This is a genomic window from Pseudomonas sp. 43A (assembly GCF_013363935.1).
Taxonomy (GTDB): domain Bacteria; phylum Pseudomonadota; class Gammaproteobacteria; order Pseudomonadales; family Pseudomonadaceae; genus Aquipseudomonas; species Aquipseudomonas crudilactis.
In genome coordinates this window covers 2,222,658-2,245,161 of sequence record NZ_CP054880.1, presented here as the reverse complement: position 1 = coordinate 2,245,161, position 22,504 = coordinate 2,222,658, and the positions used below count along the sequence as shown (strand labels likewise).

Here is a 22,504-nt window from a genome sequence, read left to right as displayed (position 1 = left end):
TCCGCTTACTTCTTCTTGGCCGGCGCAGCAGCGCCTTTCGGGTCCAGCTCTTTGGTCATGTCGTCGAGCAGCTTGTTGACCACAGGCACGGCGCTTTCCAGCTTGGCTTGGGTCATCTGGGCCGATTGCTGAGTCAGCTGCGGCATTTTTTCCAGGACTTTCTTGCCCAGTGGCGACTGGTAGAACGCGACCAGGTCTTTCAGCTCGGATTCGCTGAAGTTAGTGGTGTAGAGCTTGACCATGTCAGGCTTGAGCTTGTTCCAGCCGATGGCCTGATCCAGCGCGGCGTTGGCTTTGGCCTGGTAGGTTTCCAGTACGGCTTTCTTGGCTTCCGGGGCTTTGGTCTGCTCAAAACGCTGAGCAAACATTTGCTGCACTTGCATGTACACCGGAGTGCCGAGCTTGTCAGCGTGAGCCAGGGTCAGGAAAGCTTCGGCACTGGCGTTGTGGCTGGCGGTATCGGCAAGCACCTGGCCGCTGGCGCAAACCAGTGCAACCGCGGTGCAGATGGCACGAAGACGAGTCATCGAGTTTCCTTTTAAGCAAAGCGAGGTCAAACCCCAAGGGCGACCATTCTGCGCCTAAAAAACCTCGTGGCTCAACCCCCGGGCCTTGCCGTGCTTGATTGGCGGGGTTTTACCGGTCAACAATCGGATCGAGGGAACCACCTGGGCCCGACCGGGCCTAAACTGCGCAAACAGACCAACAGGAGTGTGCACGATGAGCCGTATCGAAACCGACAGCCTGGGCCAGATCGAAGTCCCGGACGAAGCCTACTGGGGTGCTCAGACGCAACGCTCGCTGATCAACTTCGCCATTGGTCAGGAACGCATGCCGCTGCCGGTACTGCACGCCCTGGCCCTGATCAAGAAAGCCGCCGCACGGGTCAACGACCGCAACGGCGACCTGCCCGCCGACATTGCCCGCCTGATCGAACAGGCCGCCGATGAAGTCCTCGACGGTCAGCACGACAACCAGTTTCCGCTGGTGGTCTGGCAGACCGGCAGCGGCACCCAGAGCAACATGAACGTCAACGAAGTCATCGCCGGTCGTGCCAACGAACTGGCCGGCAACCCGCGCGGCGGCAAGACCCCGGTGCACCCCAACGATCACGTCAACCGCTCGCAAAGCTCCAACGACTGCTTCCCTACCGCCATGAGCATCGCCACCGCGCAAGCCGTGCAGGAACAACTGCTGCCGGCGATTGCCGAGTTGTCCGGTGGTCTCGCCGAGCTGGCGGCGCGGCACATGAAACTGGTGAAAACCGGGCGCACGCACATGATGGACGCGACGCCGATCACCTTCGGTCAGGAGCTCTCCGGTTTTATCGCGCAGCTGGATTACGCCGAGCGCGCGATCCGCGCTGCACTGCCGGCGGTGTGTGAACTGGCGCAGGGTGGCACTGCGGTCGGCACCGGGCTGAATTCGCCACACGGTTTTGGTGAGGCGATTGCCGCAGAACTGGCGGCGCTGTCGGGCCTGCCGTTTGTCACTGCGCCGAACAAGTTTGCCGCCCTCGCCGGCCACGAACCGCTGACCAGCCTCTCCGGCGCACTGAAAACCCTTGCCGTCGCGTTGATGAAAATCGCCAACGACCTGCGTCTGCTCGGCTCCGGCCCACGGGCAGGTTTTGCCGAAGTGCGGCTGCCGGCGAATGAGCCGGGCAGCTCGATCATGCCGGGCAAGGTCAACCCGACCCAGTGCGAAGCGCTGTCGATGCTCGCCTGTCAGGTGCTGGGCAACGACGTGACCATCGGCATTGCCGCGAGTCAGGGTCACTTGCAGTTGAACGTGTTCAAACCGGTGATCATCCACAACCTGCTGCAATCGATTCGTCTGCTGGCCGATGGCTGCAGCAACTTCCAGCAGCACTGCATCGCCGGGCTGGAGCCGGATGCCGAGGTCATGGCCAGGCATCTGGAGCGTGGTCTGATGTTGGTGACAGCGCTGAATCCGCACATCGGTTACGACAAGTCGGCGGAGATCGCCAAGAAGGCCTATAGCGAAGGGCTGACGTTGCGTGAGGCGGCGCTGGCGCTGGGCTATCTGACCGATGAAGAATTTGATGCGTGGGTGCGGCCGGAGAACATGATCGAGGCTGGTGCCAAGGGCTAGTTTTGTAGCGGCTGTAAATCCGTCTTCGCGAGCAAGCTCGCTCCCACATTCGATCGCATTCCTGACATGGGATCGCGGTCAATTGTGGGAGCGAGCTTGCTCGCGAATGGGAGCGACGCGGTTTAACTGGCGGCCATCTTCATCCGCCGCGCCTTCAATCCAGCAATTAATGAAGGCCCCAACGCCACCAACGCCGAACCCAGCACTACCAGCACCGCCCCGCCATACCCGAGCCCGTTGATCTGCTCGGCATGCACATATTCCGGCCAGATCCCCGCCGCAATTGCCACCGCGCCAAACGTTACCAACGGCGTAATCGCCAACGTCGCACTGACCCGCGAAGCCTCCCAGTGCGCCAGCGCCTCGGCGAACGCGCCATAGGCAATCAGCGTATTCATGCAGCATGCCAACAGCAGCCAGCCCTGCAGCGGACTCAGATTCAGCGCTTCGAGCGGGTGTACCCACGGCGTCAGCAGCAATGCGCAAAACAGATAAATCACCATCATCACCTGCAGCGAATTCCACACCGTCAGCAATTGCTTCTGGCCCAGTGCATAGAAGGTCCACACCGTCGACGCCAACAGCACTAGCAACACTCCGGCGGTGTAATCCGACAGCGAGGTCAGCAGCTCAGCCAGGCGCTGATTGAAGAACAACACAAAACCTATCAACAGCACCGCCAGACCAATGCCCTGGCCAATACTGAAACGCTCCTTGAACACAAACAGACTGGCGATCAGCAACATGATCGGGCCCATCTGCACCACCAGTTGCGCGGTGCCGGGGCTGAGCAGATTGAGCCCCATCAGGTACAACACATAGTTGCCGACCAGCCCGAGCACCGCCATCAGCACCAGCCAGCCGCCCCTAGGCCCGAGCACTTTGCGGCTGGGCAGACGCTTGACCGCCGCCAGATAGATGAACAGACAACCACCGGAAACCAACAGACGAAACCAGGTCACCGTGACCGGGTCCATCACCAGCAGCACCTGTTTGAGTTTGATCGGCAGGATGCCCCACAGAAACGCGGTCAGCAGCGCCAGGAACAGGCCGTAGACCCAGCGACCGGATGAAATGTGCATGGAAACCCCAAAAGCCCGCTGACAAGTGCGCACATTCTAGGCGCGCCTTAGATCCGCACACAGGGACAGTTAAGGCCAGGACGCGAATGAAACTGTGCAGGTCGCAGCATTAAATTGACGCGGCGCCGTTGATCGGCTGGCCGGGCGCGTCAAGTGCTTCAGGCATAAGCTCATTGGATCCCTTTCAGCACATCAGCCGAGGAGACCGATCATGTTAGGAATGCGCGCCCAGGACAGCGCCCCCGCCATGCGCTTTCGCAGCGGTAGGCTGTGCCGGGTCAATGGCGAACTGTTTTTCAGCACTCGGGAAAATACCCTTGAAGGGCCTTTCGACAGTCCCGAGATCGCTGAGCAGCAAATAAAAGCTTACATCGCGCGGATGCAAGCATTGGATTCCAACCGGTGACCCGGTTGATCCCTTCGCGAGCAAGCTCGCTCCCACATTGGATCTCTGGTGTACGCAAAATCAGTTTTCACTGAAGGTCTACTGTGGGAGCGAGCTTGCTCGCGAAGAGGGCTGAACCAACAACCAGTGAATTGAGGGTTAACACACTGCCTCAAACAACCCCGTCGCCCCCATCCCGCCGCCCACACACATCGTCACGATCCCATAACGCAAATTACGCCGCTGCAACTCGCGCACCAGATGCCCGATCTGCCGCGATCCGGTCATGCCAAACGGGTGACCAATCGAAATCGACCCTCCATTGACGTTGTACTTGTCGTTATCGATCTCCAGTCGATCCCGGCTGTACAGGCACTGCGAAGCAAACGCTTCGTTCAGCTCCCACAAATCGATATCCGCCACCTGCAAACCCTTGGCCTTGAGCAGCTTCGGCACCGAGAACACCGGGCCGATGCCCATCTCGTCCGGTTCGCAACCGGCGACGGTGAAACCACGGAAAAACGCTTTCGGCTTGAGCCCCAGTTGCAGGGCTTTTTCCAGGCTCATCACGAGGGTCATTGAGGCACCATCGGACAGTTGAGACGAGTTGCCCGCCGTCACCGAACCGTCCTCGGCAAACACCGGTTTCAGCCCAGCGAGGCTTTCGTAAGTGGTATCGGGACGGTTGCAATCGTCGCGGTCGACCACGCCGTCGAGAATCTGCACTTCACCGGTGTTTTTGTCCTCGACGCGATACTTGACCGCCATCGGCACGATTTCATCATTGAACAACCCGGCGGCCTGAGCCTGCGCAGTGCGGATCTGGCTCTGCAATGAATAGCGATCTTGCGCTTCACGGCTGACGCCATAACGCCGAGCCACCACTTCGGCGGTCTGGCCCATCGTGTAATAGATGCCCGGCGTCTGCTGTTTGAGCAGCGGGTTGATCAAGTGGTCGGTGTTGACGCTTTTCATCGTCAGGCTGATCGACTCGACGCCGCCCGCGACGATGATGTCGCTGCAGCCCGAGGCAATCTGGTTAGCGGCAATCGCAATCGCCTGCAAGCCCGAGGAGCAGAAACGGTTGAGGGTCATGCCGGCAGTACCGGTGCCCAGACGCGACAGCACCGCGACATTGCGACCGATGTTGTAGCCCTGCGCGCCCTCGTTGGAGCCTGCACCAACGATGCAATCTTCGACGCTGGCCGGGTCGATGTCGTTGCGCTCAAGCAGCGCGTTGACGCAATGAGCCGCCATGTCATCGGGGCGGGTCTGGTTGAACTTGCCGCGAAAGGATTTGGCCAGGCCAGTCCGCACGCTGTCGACGATCACCACTTCACGCATGGCATACCTCATTGTTGTGGTCAGTTGAGAGTGGACCGAGCATAAGTCCACCGCATCAACGACCGCGACAATCATTCACCCCGCGTATGCGCGTCTATCGGCTCAATCCTTGTGTTTCTTCGCGCGCTTGTCGGATTTCTCGAAGGCGTCTTCCAGCGCGCGGTTGATCGTGCGCAACACTTTGACCCGCGCCCAGCGCTTGTCATTGGCCTCGACCAGCGTCCATGGCGAGATCTCGGAGCTGGTACGGTCGACCATATCGCCCACGGCGGCGCGATAGTCATCCCACTTGTCGCGGTTGCGCCAGTCGTCTTCGGTGATCTTGAAGCGCTTGAACGGAATCTCCTCGCGCTCCTGGAAACGCTCCATTTGCGTGTCCTTGTCGATGGCCAGCCAGAACTTCACCACGATCACGCCGGCGTCAGCCAATTGCTCTTCGAAATCGTTGATCTCGCCATAGGCGCGCAGCCAGTCGGCCGGCGTGCAGAAGCCTTCGACCCGCTCCACCAGGACCCGGCCATACCAGGAACGGTCGAACACGGTGAACTTGCCGCGCGCCGGAATGTGCCGCCAGAAGCGCCACAGGTACGGCTGTGCACGTTCCTCTTCAGTCGGCGCGGCAATCGGCACGATGTTGTATTGACGCGGATCGAGCGCCGCCGCGACCCGACGGATCGCCCCGCCCTTGCCTGCCGCGTCGTTACCTTCGAATACAGCGATCAGTGCGTGGCGGCGCATGCGTTTGTCGCGCATCAACCCGGACAGGCGCGCCTGCTCGGTGATCAGTTGTTCTTCGTAGTCTTTCTTCTCCAGGCGCTGGGTCAGGTCGAGGCTGTCGAGCAGGTTCAACTGATCGACCGGCGTGCCCAACGGCGCGGCGCTGACATCGTGGGGATGCACGTCCGGGCGTTTCAGCGCATTTTGCAAACCTTCGAGCAGAATCTTGCCGACCGCCAGGCTGCGGTAGTTGGCGTCGGCGCCTTCGATCACATGCCACGGCGCGTAATCACGGCTGGTACGGCGCAGCACGCGCTCGCCGTATTTGACGAACTTGTCGTAGGTCTCCGACTGCTGCCAGTCCAGCGGGCTGATGCGCCAGCTGTGCAGCGGGTCATCAGCCAGCGCCTTGAGTCGCGCCTTCATCTGTTTCTTGGACAGGTGAAACCAGAACTTGAAGATCAGCGCGCCTTCATCGCAGAGCATCTTTTCCAGACGCTCGGCGCCGGCGATGGCCTGATCCAGACGCGGATCCTTGAACAAGCCGTGCACCCTGCCCTGCAGCATCTGGCTGTACCAGTTGCCGAAGAAAATGCCCATGCGCCCCTTGGCCGGGAGCATCCGCCAATAGCGCCACGCCGGCGGCCGGGACAACTCTTCATCGGTCTGCTGGTCGAAAGTGCGCACTTCGATCAGGCGCGGGTCCATCCACTCGTTGAGCAATTTGACCGTCTCGCCCTTGCCCGCACCCTCGATGCCGTTGATCAGGATAATCACCGGAAAACGCTTCTGCTGCTGCAATTCGAACTGGGCTTCGAGCAAGGCTTCACGCAATGCCGGGACGGCCGCCTCATAGGTGTCTTTGTCGATGGCGTGACCGATTTCAGCGGATTCAAACATGGGACGGCTCCTTCCAGGATTCAGCAAGACTAGCGGATTGGGCACAGCAGCGGCGCAGAAATTCCCGCGGGTGGCGGATTGTCCGCCAGTCTCGGCGACAAGCCTTGCCATGGATCAAGCAACGCCTGCGCGATCGGCTAGAATGGCGGCCTTGTCGTTGCCGAGCCTGCCATGAAACCCGTATTGCCCCACGCCCAACTCGACTGGGATGACCAGGGACGCCCGCGTTCGCGGGTGTTCGATGACGTGTATTTTTCCGACCAATCAGGTCTGGATGAAACCCGTTATGTGTTCCTCGAACAAAACCGTCTGGCCGAGCGTTTTGCGGCGTTGCCGGCAAGCGGTCGTTTGGTTATTGGTGAAACCGGCTTCGGCACCGGGCTGAATTTTCTCTGTGCCTGGCAGTTGTTCGAGCAACACGCCGTCGCCAGTGCGCGGTTGCATTTTGTCAGCGTCGAAAAATATCCGCTGAGCCCGGCCGATCTGCAACGGGCCTTGGCCTTGTGGCCAGAACTCAAGCCGCTGGCCGATCAGTTGCTGCGCCATTACGTAGCGATCCACGCCGGTTTTCAACGCATCACCCTGGCCCAAGGCCGCGTGACGCTGACGCTGTTGATCGGCGATGCACTGGAGCAACTGCCGCAGCTCGATGCGCAGATCGACGCGTGGTTTCTCGACGGTTTCGCCCCGGCGAAAAACCCCGACATGTGGACTGCCGAACTGTTTGTCGAGCTGGCGCGACTGGCAGCGCCCGGCTCGACCATCAGCACTTTCACCAGCACCGGTTGGGTACGACGTTTGCTCAACGCTGCCGGGTTCAAAATGAAGCGCACCCCGGGCATCGGCCATAAATGGGAAATTCTGCGTGGCGAATTTCTTGGCTGGCCGCACGAGGTTGCGCCGCCAGTGCCGGACAAGCCGTGGTTTGCTCGGCCTGCGCCGATCGCCGCTGAGCGTCGTGCGCTGGTGATCGGCGCCGGTCTGGCCGGATGTGCCACGGCGTCCAGTCTGGCGGCTCGCGGCTGGCGGGTCACATTGCTCGAACGCCATGCAGCCGTGGCGCAAGAAGCCTCGGGCAACCCGCAGGGCGTGCTGTACCTGAAACTGTCCGCCCATGGCACGGCGCTGTCGCAACTGATTGTCAGCGGTTTCGGTTACACCCGACGTCTGCTGGAAACCCTGCAACGTGGCACCGATTGGGACGACTGCGGCGTGCTGCAACTGGCATTCAATGCCAAGGAAGCCGAGCGCCACGCGCAACTGGCGCAAGCCTTCCCGGAAGACCTGTTGCAATGGCTTGATCAGCCCGCGGCGCAGGCCCGCGCCGGTGTCGGTCTGGCCCATGGCGGCTTGTTCTACCCCGAGGGTGGCTGGGTGCATCCGCCCGCGCTCTGTCAGGCGCAAGCGGCGCAGCCAAACATCGAACTGCTCAGTCATCGCGACGTGCTGGAAATACGCAAGGTCGACGATCAATGGCAAGCCTTCGACGGCGAATGCCTACTCGCCAGTGCCCCCGTAGTCGTGTTGGCCGGTGCTGCCGAGATCAAGCGTTTTGCGCAAAGCGCCGAACTGCCACTCAAGCGCATTCGTGGGCAGATCACCCGTTTGGTGCAGACCGAACAGAGCCAGGGATTGGCTACAGTCGTCTGCGCTGAAGGCTACGTCGCCCCTGCACGATTGGGCGAACACACCCTCGGTGCCAGTTTCGACTTCAATAGTGATGACCTCACCCCGACCACCGCCGAACACCAGGGCAATCTGGCAATGCTTGCTGAGATCTCCGCTGATCTGGTCGCGCGCCTGACCATCAGCGAGCAGGATGTCGACAACCTTGAGGGGCGCGCCGCGTTCCGCTGCACCAGCCCGGACTACCTGCCGATCGTCGGTCCGCTGGCCGACCGCGGCGCTTTTATCCAGGCATACGCGGTATTGAGCAAGGATGCCCGGCAAGTGCCGGACATCGCCTGCCCCTGGCTCGACGGCTTATACGTCAACAGCGGTCATGGCTCGCGCGGTCTGATCACCGCGCCGCTGTCCGGCGAATTGCTCGCCGCCTGGCTGAACGATGAGCCGTTGCCCCTGCCCAGAAGCGTGGCCGAGGCCTGCCACCCCAACCGATTTGCGTTGCGTCAGTTGATACGCGGCCGATAAAACCTCACGCCTCGGGCATCACACAGATGCCCAGATCCATCAGGCGTAACGCGTCCCCGGTCAGGCGCTCGAGCACCGCTTCCTCTGCCTGCTCCCGCTCGAGTCTGATTGCCTCGGCCTGGCTGAGAAAATCGGCCGAGGTCAGGCTCTGCGCTTGTTCGTATGCTGCATTCATCCGATCCGGGAAGACTTCATTGATGCTGGCGAATTGTCGGGGGAACGTGCGCTGGAGGTAATCGCACCAGAACGGTTGACGCAGCATGAATCTCAGCCATTCGGATGACAGCTCAGCGGTGTCGACCATGTTCTTTGCCCGCTCCAGATCCGCCTGGCTCACTTTGGCCAGGACCGAAAACCGCATGTTGCGCGGTTGCCCCGGCAGGTCAAGCTGATCGGCAAGACCGATGCGAAAAGCGAGGTTGACTTCCAGTGGATCGACGGTCGGGTTCTTGCCCACATGGTCTTGAGCGATCTGGTTCAGCTTGTCCAGCCTGAACAGGCCCCGACCGAGTTGGAGCAAAGGTCTGGCCGTGATAATGCGGCCACCCGCAAGGTTGGTCAGCTTGTCGACTTCCACCGCGACCTCGAGATGGCTGAAGTTGAGCGCCGCCGAATCTGTACAATTTATCGGGTTGGCCGCCTGGTTCAGCACTTGCTCGCACAAGACCGCATCGGACTCGGCTGCCTCGAGCACTGCCCACACCCGTCGGTGCATGTCGTGACTGACCTTCTCCGAATCCGCCGTGTTGCCGAGTTCGGACAACAACTGGAACAAACCCTCAGCCTTGGGTTCATCCTTGAAGGCTGTCCAGATGCGATTACGCCGCCCCCACTCGGCGCCGGCGCCTTCCTTGAACCACAGCGCACGCGCCTTCTGTTCGTCGAGACGGGCGATATCATTTTCCAGATAGCCCATACCGATGCCGACGTTGTTTCGATAATCGGCCAGGTGCGTGCTGCTTGCCAGCGACAAGGGATTACCTCGCAAGTTGACGGCGCGGCTGAAACCTCTGGAGGTCTTGAACAACCAGTCCGGCAAATCCCTGATGTTGTTATCACGCAGATCCACCCAGTCCAGAACGGGCAATCGCGCCAGGCCCTTGGGCAATTCGGTAGCCTGTGTCTCGCGCAGGGACAGCGTGCACAGATCCAGCATCTTGCTCACGTCCAGGGTCGCCCCCAACGGATTACCGTTCAGATTCAAGAGGTGCAGCGTGCGCAAGTTGCCCAACTTCGCCAGGGTGTGTTCGGTCAGCTTGATCTGGTTGCCCGCGAGGCTCAACCGGGACAGATGGGGCAGGTGCGACAATACCTCGGGCAAGCGGGTGAGTTTGTTGCTGTCGAGTTCCAGAGACTCGACTTGCTTGAATGACTTGAGGAAATAAACAAGATCGTCATCCTGGTCCATGTTCTTCAGCGACAAATGCTTTACATGGTCGAAGTTCAGCCCTGAAGGCAAAGTCGGCAATTTTCCCACACGCATCCCGTCAAGATTCAGCGCGTAGACTGATTTGCCACTTGCATCGTTCACCGTGAAAAGTCGTCGGAACCCATCCTCTATCTGCTCAGCCGTCGACTTGCGACTTTGCCGTACTTCTCGCAAATCGCCACCGAGCGCCTTCATCGCGACTCGATCCTCACTCCAGACGTCCAGTACGTCGCGCAGTTGCTCGCGTTCACGGCGCAACGCTTTTACCCGGATCGCGCGGGTCAGCGCGTCGGTGCCCAACCCATCGATGAATTCGCTGGCCTGGGCCTCGGAAAAGCGCGGATAGAGTTTTCTCACCTTGCGCAGTAGCGCCCGCGGATGAGCGGTCGCGGTCGATGCATGATCGGCTTGAATACACGCGACTTCGGCGGCCGGCGCCGCAAATTTGCCATCGGTCAATAGCCGGGCACTGGCCTCACGATCATCCAGCGCAACCTCCAGCAGTTGTTTGCGCAGCCGCGCACTGTCAGCGCTGACCGGATCGGCAAAACCGGCAGCGTTACGCTGGCGCGACGGGAGTGCCTTGAGGATGGCGGCATAGAGGTCGTCGGGACCCGCGGCCACGCGACCGAGGGATTTACCGTCGCCGGCGAACACTTCATAACCGCCACCGGACTTGACCAGCGTGCACGTGTTCAACGGTGTCGCCGACTCATTGCCGATGGCCTCCAGCACTGGCCCGGTCAGGGTCTTGTCACGCAGCGCAAGACGCAGTCCCGTGTCCCAGCCACTCAATCCCTGTAGTAACCCGATAGTCAGTTTTTCGCTGTCGGCATTGGCGACCTGCGGCATGTGCAGCCCGCTCAGCGCACGATCAAGACGCACCTGCGCAGTGGCGTTGCGGACTTTCTGGGCGAGGCGCAAAGGCACCCGCCCGGTCGAGCGCAAATGGATGCGCTCGACACTCGACGCCTGATCGATCAAACGCTGGGCATAGCGCGCAGGGATGTCGGCAAAGACGCTGCGCAACTTCTTCACCTCGTCAGTATCGCTTTGGTCATAACCTTGGTACATCTGCTCGAAAACCGAACGACGATCCGCTTTCAAAGCCGCACCCAGATTTCTCGCCAGCGCCTGCCTTTCGCTGTCGGCATTGGGCCTGGTCCCCAGCAACGTATCGACTTCTTCCTGATAGAGGCCATCGATCACCGTTTGAAGCAATTGACCGCTCTCCAACTGGTCCTGGCTGACAACCACACTGAGGGTGTCATCGGCAATGCGGGTGGCCGGATACCTGGCCGTGACGTTGGCGTCGTCATCGATGACCTCAATATAACGATCAGTCGGCCAGCCCGGCAGTTTCGGCAGACCGTGCAGTTGTTCCTGCAACGGCTGGCCAGAATGCGTTTCACCTTTTTCCAGCTCGCGGATAAGCTGGCGCAGCTGGCGTCCGATGCGCAGCCGCTCCACGCTGTCGCGCAGCCGCACCGGCAGCGCCAGATTGTCGCTAAAGGCGCGGTATAACTCATCGTGGGTGACACCACTCAGTCGGCGCACAATGTCGATATCGCTGTCGACGAATTCACTCAGATGCGGGTCCATGCGCTTGAGGGTATAGGCCGCGCTGTTCCACTGTGCAGGGTCTTCAGCGGCAAATCGCCAGCCGCCCTCGACGTGTCGCTCGAGCTCGGGGACATAAGCTTGCGAACGCTGGGGATGGGCCAGGCGCCAGCGATGGGTCTGCGTATCGATGGCCCCGGAAACGATTCGATGATCGACGCGGCCGACGATGTTGCCGCTGATCTCGTATAACTCTTCGGAGTCAGCGGCCACCGTAAACCCCACAGGCAGCCGATGCTCATAGCTCGCAAGATCAGGCTTCCACAGCCGCGGTTTGCCAAGCGCATTGGTGACAGCACTGAACTGTCCGAAAAACTCCGGATGGCCACGAACCAGTTTGCGTCCAATCGTCCCCACCACCTTCTGTCCGGCGCCAAAAGCCGCCATCAAGGCAATATTTTCCGCCACGCTCAACAGGTGAGAAAACGCCTGCTGGTGGTCGCCGCGACGCCAGTCCTCGACACCCTCGTATACCTCCGCCAACAGTTGTCCGACCGCGACGCCCATCATCAATTGCCCCACGACCGGCACAAAAAACCCGGCCACCGACGCAATCGTCACGCCCATCTGAAGAAAATCGAGCAGGCGTTTCTGGCGCACGTCTTCATCGATGTCAGCGGTCGGCACCGCGAGTTTTCGGGCGTCGAGTTGCAGTTTGCCGACGTGGCTCTGCACCATGAATTCGAACAGTGGCACGGTGATCGGCAACTGCCTGATGTGCCCCAGATCCGCCGTATCGGCGAAGGTCTTGAAGAAGTCCGCCTTGTCATCTTCGTCGATGCTGTTGGCGAAATAGTCCTTGTAGCTTTTCACCTTCAATTGCTGCGTGAGGTACTGCTTGAACGCGGTAAAGGTTGGGTATTCATACAGGGGCCTTTCGGGCTCGTTGGCCATGTACACCAGGCACCATTGATCCGGGTACAACTCGAACGAGCAAGCAGAAAACACCACCACGCCCCAGATACAACTGTCGAGTATCTCGATGCCTTGCATGATCAACGGCCGTTGCTGGTATTGCAGGGTTTTCGCTGACACCACGCCATCAGCGGCAATCAGGCTTTGTATCGTCTGCACGCCTGCCGGTGTGATGTGTTGTCTGAGCCCGGCCAGATGCATGTCCAGTTGCAGCAGGTGTTTTTTCATCGTCGCGATGTCGCGGGTCATCGCGCTGGTCGCTACGACCTCGCCGGCACTGTCCTTGAGGCCGAACACTGCCTGGAAATGTTCCTGATAGCGCTTTCCCAGATCCAGTTCCCGACAGAACCTGGCAAACGACGCCGGGGTCAACCCAGGCACGCCTGCGGGCCTACTGGCCACGCGCACCAGGCTGCCGACGGGATAGTCGTCAGCTTCCTCGTCCTCACTGAAGTTCTGCATCGCCGCTTGCAATAACGTCTGGGTGGCATGCGGAACCGTTTCAATCGCCTCGCCATCGGTGGAAGTCGGCGGGCAACCGCAATCGGGGCCCGGCAGACTCAACAGGTCTTTCTCGACGTCGAATAGCGCTGACCACTTGCTGCTCAGCGCACGGGTCAACTCGGTTTTGCAGAACGTGTTCAAAGGCGTGAGCCGCAGCAGGTCCTTGTCGACCTGCAGTTGAGAGACGTGCAAGTCTCGCGCGGTTTGATCGAGCGCGACCAAGGTGGCGGCCGAACTCTTGAGCAGCAAGTCGGGCAGGCTCTTTTGCAATGCCTCGGCGCTGTCCAGATCGCCGGTGGCTTCGAGCAAGGCGCTGAAAATCCCGTTCTGAGTCAGCGCCGGCGCTACGGATTTTTTCTGTGTAGTGATCATCGGCAATAGTCCTTTATTGCAGGATTGAGGTTTAACCCTACCAATACAAAGTCAAATAAAACACTTTTAACTTATATTTTTCGTCCGTATCAAAACCGGCATATTTCGCCGTTGACAGTGCGGTATCCATTTATATCCAGCATTCAAAATACTGCTAAACCCGACCGGCAAACCATTGAATAATGGCGTTATTCCTGAGCAACACTTGCGCCTACCATGGAAGTTCAATTCAAGGAACGAGTTTACTGACATGCTTCCATCAGCAACGGATACACCCGTCAATATCAAACACCTGCACACTGCAAAAACAATTGAACATTACCTGTCGGAAAAACTGGCCAATGCAGGTAAAAGGAAAATCACCGAGTATCGAGAAACCCTTGAACAGGCACATCCCTACCAGGTTTTTTTCGACAACTTGTTAGCCCCGCTTAAAACCCCGGAGGACTTCTGCAGGCAACGACTTCAGGAGGCATTGCAAAATAAATACAACAGTCAGCTCAATCCCCAGGACTTGATCAGGCTCCAGCCCCGGCATTCCGTGAGCAAGGCGATGCCTCTCTACACCTTGCTCGACGCTGCAATGTTGAACTTCACCGACATCGAAACAGCAGCGCATTATTTTTCCGACGATAGCGAGACACTCACTGACGCTCAAGACATACCAACCAAGGGCTCCACGAACACCAGGATTGGCGCCCGCCAATTCGCTGCATTGAGCCGCACGCTAGATCTCGGCATGCAGTATCAAAACTACATATCGCGAACTTTCAACGTGTCTTCAGTCAAATTGAACGCTCAGCGTCTGGCAAAACTCAACATGAAGTTGGCGGCCTATAGCAAATACTTCAGCAATGACATCCATCAATCCCTGTGGTTCATGCTGAAAAACCTGAGCCGCGGATCGGCAGATATTGCCAACGGGGAAAACTTTAACAATGCACCCCTCCAGTTGTATTCGGTACAACTGTTTGGCAAATATCTTGTAGACGCGGTTTTAATTACCTGTCGCCTGACAGATCAATCAACCCAGGATCGCTACCTGATATATGTACCTAATGATACGGGGCCCGGCTTTTACCTCAACCCTGACGAAGACAACTGCAGAATCACCCTGGCGGTCAAGCTGCTCGGGCAATCCCCATTGCGCAAACTGTTCGCCTCCCGACTGCCCAAAACAGATCAGAATGGGTTTCTGACAAGTCACTTGTCTTCCATCTCGTTTATTGACGACATTACGTTTCACCCGTTAAAACAGCGGTTGTTCGAATACATCGCCAGTCGGCATCTGGATACATTTCTCGCCGATGCCAGGCAGTGCGCCGTTCCCGTAGCGGACATCAGCAGCTCAAACCATCAGCAGCGGCGAGAGCCCCCTGAGCTTCAGCAACGCCGGATGCTATGCGAAACACTGACTGACGACTTCAGCAAGCGTCTGCGCACCTGCGCAACGGATGCGCTTATAAGCGAAGTGTTTAGCGGCGTAGAAGGCTGGACGTCCACTGAAAAGTTGCATGCGATCCATCAACTGTTGGATCTCAAGGAAAAGCCATCCTTGGCCGGTGATGTTTAGCCAACAGCAGCCTTATAACTTATCGTTCTAAAACTCCATTTCCCGAGGCGGGTCAGTTTCTGAGTACCCGCCATTTTGGCGAGGTAGCGTTTGACCCCTCCCCAACGGAAAAACCGGTAAGGACTTTATGTGCGGATTAGCTGGCGAGTTACGTTTTGATCAACAACCTGCAGACCTTGCAGCGATCGAGAGAATCACCCATCACCTGGCCCCTCGCGGCCCCGACGCGTGGGGCTTCCATGCCCAAGGGCCGATTGCCCTGGGTCATCGTCGCCTGAAAATCATGGACCTGTCGGATGGCTCGGCGCAGCCGATGATCGACAGCCAACTCGGCCTGTCGCTGGCCTTCAACGGCGCGATCTACAACTTCCCGGAGCTGCGCGCCGAACTGGAAGCTCTGGGTTACGCGTTCTATTCCGGTGGCGACACCGAGGTGCTGCTCAAGGGCTACCACGCCTGGGGCGAAGCGTTGCTGCCGAAGCTCAACGGCATGTTCGCGTTTGCCATTTGGGAACGCGACGCGCAACGTCTGTTCATCGCCCGCGACCGTCTCGGCGTGAAGCCGTTGTACCTGTCGCGCACCGGCCAACGCCTGCGCTTTGCTTCGGCATTGCCAGCACTGCTCAAGGGCGGTGACATCAACCCGATCCTTGATCCGGTGGCGCTCAATCATTACCTGAATTTCCATGCCGTGGTCCCGGCGCCGCGCACCCTGCTGGCCGGCATCGAAAAACTGCCACCGGCGACCTGGATGCGCGTTGAAGCCGATGGCACCACCGAGCAGAAAACCTGGTGGACCCTGCCCTACGGCCCGCACGAAGACGAGAAAAACCTGAAGCTGGAAGACTGGGTCGACCGCGTGCTCGACAGCACTCGCGAAGCGGTGGCAATTCGTCAACGTGCGGCGGTGGATGTCGGCGTACTGCTCTCCGGCGGCGTCGATTCGAGCATGCTCGTCGGCCTGTTGCGTGAAGTCGGTGTGGAAAACCTTTCGACCTTTTCCATCGGTTTCCAGGATGCCGGCGGTGAGCGCGGCGATGAATTTCAGTACTCCGATCTGATCGCCAAGCATTACGGCACTCAGCACCACCAATTGCGCATCGACGAGAAAGAGATCATCGAACAACTGCCCGCCGCATTCCGTGCGATGAGCGAGCCAATGGTCAGCCATGACTGCATCGCTTTCTATCTGCTGTCCCGTGAAGTGGCCAAACACTGCAAGGTTGTGCAGAGCGGCCAGGGCGCGGATGAACTGTTCGCCGGTTATCACTGGTACCCGCAAGTCGACGGCGCGGCCGATCCTTACGCGGCCTATCGCAACGCGTTTTTCGACCGCAGCTACGACGACTACGCCGCCACCGTGCAGCCGAAATGGCTGACCGCGCATGACGCTGCCGGCGACTTCGTCAAAGAACATTTCGCCCAGCCCGGCGCTGATGCTGCCGTCGACAAAGCCCTGCGTCTGGACAGTACGGTGATGCTGGTCGATGACCCGGTCAAACGTGTCGACAACATGACCATGGCTTGGGGCCTGGAGGCGCGCACGCCGTTTCTCGACTATCGACTGGTTGAACTGTCGGCGCGTGTGCCGGGCCAGTTCAAGCTGCCCGATGGCGGTAAACAAGTTCTGAAAGAAGCCGCGCGCCGAGTGATTCCAAGTGAAGTGATCGACCGCAAAAAAGGCTACTTCCCGGTGCCTGGTCTCAAGCACTTGCAAGGCGATACGCTGAACTGGGTACGTGAACTGCTGCTCGATCCGAGTCAGGATCGTGGCTTGTTCAACCCGGCCATGCTCGACAAATTGCTGACCGATCCGCAAGGCCAACTGACGCCGTTGCGCGGTTCGAAGCTGTGGCAACTGGCAGCTCTGAATCTGTGGCTCAGTGAACAAGGAATCTGATCGATGAAACCCCACGCCACGGCCATCAACCAGCGGCTGCTACGCGGTCAGACACCGTCCTATGAACGCTTGCAGGCACGTCTGGCCGAAGACGGCAGCACGCTGGCCGCCGACCCGATTGCGCTGCATTGCGGCTGGGGCCGCTTGCTGATCGGCCACACGTTTCCCGACCCAGCATCGCTGGCGCAGGAACTGCTCAAAGAGCAGCCCGGCGAGCGCGACATCGCGCTGTACGTCGCCGCGCCGCAGCAGATTCTCGGCCTGGAGCCAACGCAATTGTTTCTCGACCCGTCCGACACCTTGCGCCTGTGGTTCAGCGATTACCGACAGGCGACCCGAGTGTTTCGCGGCTTCCGTATTCGCCGCGCGCAAAGCGAAGCGGATTGGCAGGCGATCAATCAGTTGTACCAGGCGCGCGGCATGTTGCCGATCGATGCCACGCGACTGACACCGCATCATCAGGGCGGCCCGGTGTACTGGCTGGCCGAGGATGAAGACAGCGGCGCGGTGATCGGCAGCGTCATGGGCCTGAACCATCAAAAAGCCTTCAACGACCCGGAAAACGGCAGCAGCCTGTGGTGCCTGGCGGTTGATCCGCAATGCTCGCGCCCGGGTGTCGGTGAAGTGCTGGTGCGGCACCTGATCGAGCACTTCATGAGTCGCGGTCTGAGCTATCTCGACCTGTCGGTGTTGCACGACAACCGTCAGGCGAAAAACCTCTACGCCAAGCTCGGTTTTCGCAATCTGTCGACCTTCGCCATCAAACGCAAGAACGGCATCAATCAGCCGCTGTTTCTCGGCCCCGGCCCGGAGGCGCAGTTCAATCCGTATGCGCGGATCATCGTTGAAGAAGCCCATCGGCGCGGTATCGATGTGCAGGTCGACGATGCCGACGCCGGGCTGTTCACCCTCAGCCATGGTGGCCGTCGCGTGCGTTGCCGAGAATCGCTGAGCGACCTGACCAGCGCGATCAGCATGAGCCTATGTCAGGACAAAAGCCTGACGCACAAAGTGCTGAAAGGTGCCGGGTTGAATCTGCCCTCGCAGCAACTGGCGGGCAATGCCGACGATAACCTGGCCTTTCTCGATGAGCATCAACGGGTGGTGGTCAAGCCGCTCGACGGTGAACAGGGCCAAGGCGTGGCCGTGGATTTGCAAAGCATCGAAGAGGTGCAGCAAGCCATCGAAACGGCGAAGCAATTTGATAGCCGCGTGCTGCTCGAAAGCTTCCACGAAGGGCTTGATCTGCGGATTCTGGTGATTGGCTTTGAAGTGGTGGCAGCGGCGATTCGCAAGCCGGCGGAAGTGGTTGGCGATGGTCAGCATTCGATCGGCGCATTGATCGAGGCGCAGAGCCGTCGGCGGCAAGCGGCCACCAGCGGCGAAAGCAAGATTCCACTGGATCACGAAACCCAGCGCACCTTGCATGCTGCGGGTTATGACTACAGCAGCATTCTGCCGGCCGGCGAGCATCTGTTTGTGCGCCGTACGGCGAATTTGCACACCGGAGGCACGCTGGAAGATGTCACGGCGATTCTGCACCCGACGCTGGTCGATGCAGCGGTAAGGGCGGCGCGGGCGCTGGATATTCCAATGGTCGGCCTCGACTTGATGGTGCCGGCGGCGGATCAGCCGGAGTACGTGTTTATCGAGGCCAACGAACGCGCCGGGCTGGCCAACCATGAGCCACAGCCGACGGCCGAGCGCTTTGTCGATTTGTTGTTTCCGCACAGTCAGCCGGCTGTACTTTGATCATGCAGCGCTTCCACTGACGCCTTCGCGAGCAAGCTCACTCCCACAGGGGAATACATTCCAAATGTGGGAGCGAGCTTGATCGCGAAAGGGCCGCATCATGCACCACAAATTCTCCTCATCGAAACCATCGGTGTGCTCAACCCATCAGGAGTTTCCATGACCACGCAAATCCCCGAACCGGATCTTAACTACCTGCAAAAAGTCCTCCTGGAAATGCTAGCCATTCCCAGCCCTACCGGGTTCACCGACACCATCGTGCGTTACGTCGCCGAGCGTCTGGAAGAACTCGGCATCCCGTTCGAAATGACCCGGCGCGGGACCATTCGCGCCACGCTCAAAGGCAAGAAGAACAGCCCCGACCGCGCCGTTTCCGCGCATCTGGACACCATCGGCGCCGCCGTTCGTGCGATCAAAGACAACGGGCGCCTGACCCTCGCCCCGGTCGGCTGCTGGTCGAGCCGTTTTGCCGAGGGCAGTCGCGTCAGCCTGTTTACCGACAACGGCGTGATTCGCGGCAGTGTCTTGCCGCTAATGGCCTCCGGGCACGCGTTCAACACTGCCGTCGATGAAATGCCGATCAGTTGGGACCACGTCGAACTGCGCCTGGACGCCTATTGCGCGACCAAGGCCGATTGCGATTCCCTGGGTATCAGCATCGGCGACGTGGTCGCGTTCGACCCGCTGCCGGAGTTCACCGAAAGCGGCCACATCAGCGCCCGTCACCTCGATGACAAGGCCGGGGTTGCGGCGCTGCTCGCGGCACTCAAAGCCATCGTCGACAGCGGTCAGGAACTGATGATCGACTGCCACCCGCTGTTCACCATCACCGAGGAAACCGGCAGCGGCGCGGCGGCGGCATTGCCTTGGGACGTCAGTGAATTTGTCGGCATCGACATCGCGCCGGTCGCACCGGGGCAGCATTCCAGCGAACACGCGGTGAGTGTGGCGATGCAGGATTCCGGCGGACCATACGACTATCACTTGTCGCGGCATTTGCTGCGTCTGGCCGGTGAAAACGAACTGCCGGTGCGCCGTGACCTGTTCCGCTATTACTTCAGCGATGCGCATTCGGCGGTGACGGCGGGCCACGACATCCGCACGGCCCTGCTGGCCTTTGGTTGCGATGCGACGCATGGTTATGAGCGTACGCACATCGACAGCCTCGCAGCGCTGAGTCGTTTGCTTGGCGCTTATATTTTGAGCCCGCCAGTGTTCGCCAGCGATGCGGCTCCGGCCAATGCCTCGCTCGATCGCTTCAGTCATCAGATTGAACATGACACGCAGATGGAGAGCGATACGCGGGTGCCGTCGGTGGACAGTCTGGTGGGGCAGCGTTCCGACAGTTAAATCTTTGTTGGCAGCACCATCGCCTTCGCGAGCAGGTGCGACGATTCGACCTGCTCGCGAAGAGGCCAGATCCGGCAACACAAAACTGGCAGACAAACCGCAATCGCCGTAGCATCCCGCCATTGATTTGACCGAGGTGCCCATGCTCATTCCCTACGACGCGCTTGAAGTCGACACCCTCACCCGCCTCATCGAAGATTTCGTCACCCGCGACGGCACCGACAACGGCGATGACACGCCGCTGGAAACCCGTGTACTGCGCGTGCGTCAGGCCTTGACCAAAGGCCAGGCGCTGATCGTCTTCGACCCGGAAAGCGAGCAGTGCCAGTTGATGCTCAAGCACGATGTGCCCAAGCATCTGTTCGACTGAACGCTTCAGCGCAGCTTTTCAGTGGCCTGTTTGCGCTTGATCCGGTCATAGACCTCCGCGCGGTGCACATTGACCTTTTGCGGGGCCTCGACGCCAAAGCGCACGCTGGAGCCGTTTACCGACAGCACGCGCAGGGAAATATCGTCACCGATTGAAATCAACTCACCAACGACACGGCTGAGTACAAGCATGAGATTCGTCCTTCAGGGTTAGCGAACCCTGAAGATGCGCGGCTTGCAGCGGCTCTACAATGCGCGGCGAGCAAATCAGTTTTGCCTTACACCCATACTCGCATCGAGCCGTCAGACGTTTCCGACAAATAGCCGTCAGGCCGCCGAAAACCGCGGCCCGAACAGAATCACGCTGGCGCCGATCACGCACAACGCCACGCCGACCCAGTCAGATCCCAATGGGCGTACCCGCTCGACTATCATCAGCCAGCCAATCGACGCAACGATGTAGATCCCGCCATAAGCGGCATAGGCACGTCCGGCGTAGTTGGCTTCGACGCGGGTCAACAACAGTGCGAACAAGGTCAGACTGAGCAGCGCAGGAATCACCCACAACGCACTTTTGCCTTGACGCAGCCACATGAAGAAGGCGAAACAACCGGCGATTTCAAACAGCGCCGCGAGGAAAAACCACAAGTAATTGAGCATTGACGCGTCTCGACAGGGTGACCATTGCGGCCACCCTAACGACGCCGCCGACAACGGGCAAGGTCAGCCGTTGTTCTGTTTGGCTTTGGCGCGCATTTTTTCGGCCATTGAAGTCATTTCGTTATAGAGCAGTTGCGGATTTTTCTGCTTGATCGCCCAGGCCATGCGCCCTTGTTCGTGGGGCAGGATCATGAATTCGCCGGCCGCTACTTGCTGATAGATGTAGTCGGCGATATCCGCCGCGGTGATCGGCGAACTTTCCAGCAACTTGCCCACTTGCGCCTTCATCGCCGGTGTCGGGCCACGGAAAGAGTCGAGCAGATTGGTCTGGAAGAATGACGGGCAAACCACATGCACACCGACTTCCTGCTGCGCCAGTTCAATCAACAGACTTTCCGAAAGTGCAACCACGCCAGCCTTGGCCACGTTGTAATTACTCATCGCCGGGCCTTGCATCAGTGCGGCCATGGAGGCGATGTTGATGATTTTGCCTTTGCTTTGCTCAAGCAGCGGCAGAAACGCTTTGCAGCCCTTGACCACGCCCATCAGGTTGATCGCGATCTGCCAGTCCCAGTCTTCCAGCGACAGCTCGCTGAAGAACCCGCCCGACGCAACACCGGCGTTGTTGACGATGATGTCGATGCCACCCAGCTTCTCTTCGCAGGCTTGGGCGAATGCGGTGAGCTGGCTGTAATCACGCACATCGCAGCGCTGAGTGAAACCGTCACCGCCCGCCTCGCGGACCATTTTCAGGGTTTCTTGCAGGCCGGGTTCGCTGACATCGGACAAGGCCAGTTGCCAGCCTTCACGCGCCCAGCGCAGCGCGATTTCGCGACCCAGGCCCGAGCCCGCACCAGTGATCATCATGCGATTTTGCATAGCACACAGCCTTGTTGTTCCGGGGAAGATGCGCCGAGTGTAGCGAAGGATCCGCGCGCGCCCACGCTCCATCAGATTGCTGAATGGTGAGGGCAAACCGTGGCGCGTTGGATTCCCGAAAATGGTCTGGATTCTGAACTAGACGAGAGGAAAAAAGGAAATAAGTCTGCGATCCAAATACATTAAAAAAACATTGAATTTTCTTTCATGCGCACCGGTCGGAATTTGTAAGCCGTCTGGAATTACTTAGTCTCCAGTCGCCCTTGAATACCAAGACTTCTCGAACACTATCAACAAGGAAATCGACATGGGCACAATTCTAATCATTATCCTGATCCTGTTGCTGATCGGTGGTCTGCCGGTCTTCCCGCACTCCAGAAGTTGGGGTTATGGTCCTTCGGGCATTATCGGCGTGGTGTTGGTGGTGCTGTTGGTGCTGCTGTTACTGGGTCGGATATAACGATTCAAGCGTAAAAAAAGAGGCCCT

At 59.3% G+C, this 22,504-nt stretch carries 17 protein-coding genes; 9 read left to right on the top strand and 8 right to left on the bottom strand.

What is annotated here, in order from left to right; translation table 11 throughout:
• Window positions 1-5: 5 nt before the first annotated feature.
• On the bottom strand, window positions 6-527 hold the full coding sequence (locus tag HUW52_RS10020) for a DUF2059 domain-containing protein (RefSeq protein ID WP_016986973.1): 522 nt from the start codon (window positions 525-527) through the stop codon (window positions 6-8).
• 193 nt (window positions 528-720) lie between these two features.
• Here HUW52_RS10020 and HUW52_RS10015 point away from each other — a divergent pair, with 193 nt between their 5' ends.
• On the top strand, window positions 721-2,115 hold the full coding sequence (locus HUW52_RS10015; RefSeq protein ID WP_175553531.1) for a class II fumarate hydratase: 1,395 nt from the start codon (window positions 721-723) through the stop codon (window positions 2,113-2,115).
• Between the two features lie 122 nt (window positions 2,116-2,237).
• On the opposite strand, the gene HUW52_RS10010 is transcribed toward HUW52_RS10015, so the two are convergent.
• Entirely contained in the window at window positions 2,238-3,197 is a 960-nt protein-coding gene (locus tag HUW52_RS10010; protein WP_175553530.1) for a DMT family transporter, read from the bottom strand.
• 211 nt (window positions 3,198-3,408) lie between these two features.
• Here HUW52_RS10010 and HUW52_RS10005 point away from each other — a divergent pair, with 211 nt between their 5' ends.
• Window positions 3,409-3,603 carry a DUF6316 family protein gene (locus HUW52_RS10005; protein WP_016986976.1) on the top strand — a complete coding sequence of 65 codons (195 nt, stop codon included), beginning with the start codon at window positions 3,409-3,411 and terminating at the stop codon, window positions 3,601-3,603.
• A gap of 138 nt (window positions 3,604-3,741) precedes the next feature.
• Here the strand turns inward: HUW52_RS10005 and HUW52_RS10000 are convergent, their stop codons facing one another.
• Both HUW52_RS10000 and pap read right to left on the bottom strand, forming a co-directional pair.
• Window positions 3,742-4,926: a thiolase family protein gene (locus HUW52_RS10000; protein ID WP_175553529.1), complete on the bottom strand. Its 1,185-nt coding sequence runs from the start codon at window positions 4,924-4,926 to the stop codon at window positions 3,742-3,744.
• A gap of 102 nt (window positions 4,927-5,028) precedes the next feature.
• A complete protein-coding gene (pap, locus tag HUW52_RS09995) occupies window positions 5,029-6,543 on the bottom strand; it encodes a polyphosphate:AMP phosphotransferase (protein ID WP_175553528.1) in 1,515 nt (504 codons plus the stop codon).
• Window positions 6,544-6,714: 171 nt separating this feature from the next.
• Here pap and mnmC point away from each other — a divergent pair, with 171 nt between their 5' ends.
• Entirely contained in the window at window positions 6,715-8,694 is a 1,980-nt protein-coding gene (mnmC, locus tag HUW52_RS09990; protein ID WP_175553527.1) for a bifunctional tRNA (5-methylaminomethyl-2-thiouridine)(34)-methyltransferase MnmD/FAD-dependent 5-carboxymethylaminomethyl-2-thiouridine(34) oxidoreductase MnmC, read from the top strand.
• A gap of 4 nt (window positions 8,695-8,698) precedes the next feature.
• Here the strand turns inward: mnmC and HUW52_RS09985 are convergent, their stop codons facing one another.
• The gene (locus HUW52_RS09985) at window positions 8,699-13,534 is read right to left on the bottom strand and encodes an NEL-type E3 ubiquitin ligase domain-containing protein (RefSeq protein WP_175553526.1); all 4,836 of its coding nucleotides are present in this window, start codon (window positions 13,532-13,534) and stop codon (window positions 8,699-8,701) included.
• Window positions 13,535-13,784: 250 nt separating this feature from the next.
• Here HUW52_RS09985 and HUW52_RS09980 point away from each other — a divergent pair, with 250 nt between their 5' ends.
• The 5 genes from HUW52_RS09980 to HUW52_RS09960 all read left to right on the top strand — a co-directional run bounded on the left by HUW52_RS09980 (window position 13,785) and on the right by HUW52_RS09960 (window position 20,479).
• Window positions 13,785-15,107, top strand: a complete 1,323-nt coding sequence (locus tag HUW52_RS09980) for a dermonecrotic toxin domain-containing protein (protein ID WP_175553525.1) — start codon at window positions 13,785-13,787, stop codon at window positions 15,105-15,107.
• 127 nt (window positions 15,108-15,234) lie between these two features.
• Entirely contained in the window at window positions 15,235-17,007 is a 1,773-nt protein-coding gene (locus HUW52_RS09975; RefSeq protein WP_175553524.1) for an N-acetylglutaminylglutamine amidotransferase, read from the top strand.
• Window positions 17,008-17,010: 3 nt separating this feature from the next.
• Entirely contained in the window at window positions 17,011-18,759 is a 1,749-nt protein-coding gene (gene ngg, locus HUW52_RS09970; protein WP_175553523.1) for an N-acetylglutaminylglutamine synthetase, read from the top strand.
• A gap of 159 nt (window positions 18,760-18,918) precedes the next feature.
• Window positions 18,919-20,109, top strand: a complete 1,191-nt coding sequence (locus HUW52_RS09965; RefSeq protein ID WP_077574040.1) for an osmoprotectant NAGGN system M42 family peptidase — start codon at window positions 18,919-18,921, stop codon at window positions 20,107-20,109.
• A 142-nt stretch (window positions 20,110-20,251) separates the two neighbouring features.
• Complete coding sequence (locus HUW52_RS09960; protein WP_003192759.1) at window positions 20,252-20,479, top strand: YheU family protein; 228 nt, start codon at window positions 20,252-20,254, stop codon at window positions 20,477-20,479.
• A 5-nt stretch (window positions 20,480-20,484) separates the two neighbouring features.
• On the opposite strand, the gene csrA is transcribed toward HUW52_RS09960, so the two are convergent.
• The 3 genes from csrA to HUW52_RS09945 form a co-directional block, all read right to left on the bottom strand.
• Window positions 20,485-20,670, bottom strand: coding sequence for a carbon storage regulator CsrA (gene csrA / locus HUW52_RS09955; protein WP_007908359.1), 186 nt, complete (start codon window positions 20,668-20,670; stop codon window positions 20,485-20,487).
• A gap of 135 nt (window positions 20,671-20,805) precedes the next feature.
• On the bottom strand, window positions 20,806-21,138 hold the full coding sequence (locus HUW52_RS09950; RefSeq protein WP_175553522.1) for a YnfA family protein: 333 nt from the start codon (window positions 21,136-21,138) through the stop codon (window positions 20,806-20,808).
• Window positions 21,139-21,201: 63 nt separating this feature from the next.
• Window positions 21,202-22,017, bottom strand: a complete 816-nt coding sequence (locus tag HUW52_RS09945; protein ID WP_095120542.1) for an SDR family oxidoreductase — start codon at window positions 22,015-22,017, stop codon at window positions 21,202-21,204.
• A 301-nt stretch (window positions 22,018-22,318) separates the two neighbouring features.
• On the opposite strand from HUW52_RS09945, the gene HUW52_RS09940 reads away from it, so the two are divergent.
• Complete coding sequence (locus HUW52_RS09940; protein WP_169432680.1) at window positions 22,319-22,477, top strand: DUF3309 family protein; 159 nt, start codon at window positions 22,319-22,321, stop codon at window positions 22,475-22,477.
• Window positions 22,478-22,504 lie beyond the last annotated feature (27 nt).